This is a genomic window from Kitasatospora nipponensis (assembly GCF_039528135.1).
Lineage (GTDB): Bacteria > Actinomycetota > Actinomycetes > Streptomycetales > Streptomycetaceae > Kitasatospora > Kitasatospora nipponensis.
Window position 1 is genome coordinate 1 of the sequence record NZ_BAAALF010001039.1, and the last position, 244, is coordinate 244.

Here is a 244-nt window from a genome sequence, read left to right on the forward strand (position 1 = left end):
GGGACTTGGGGGCCGGGTGGAAGCGGTGGCCGAACAGCGGGGCCTGTTCGGACTCCAGGTAGCGGTCCTGGCCGGGGGCGGGGCGGCGGTCCAGTCCGTGGGCCACTCCGGCGCGGCTGGAGGCCAGCTGGGTGAGGAACTCCTCGTTCTGTACCCCGGTGCGCAGCGTGAGTTCGGACTGCACGTGCTCGGCCAGCTCCTGCCTGCCCAGCTCCCGGGAGCTGTCGGGGCCCTCCTGGAACAC

1 pseudogene is annotated in these 244 nt (G+C 73.0%); it reads right to left on the reverse strand.

The features are described from left to right. Window positions 1-244, reverse strand: a pseudogene (locus ABD323_RS44745) (iron transporter); the annotation flags it as partial.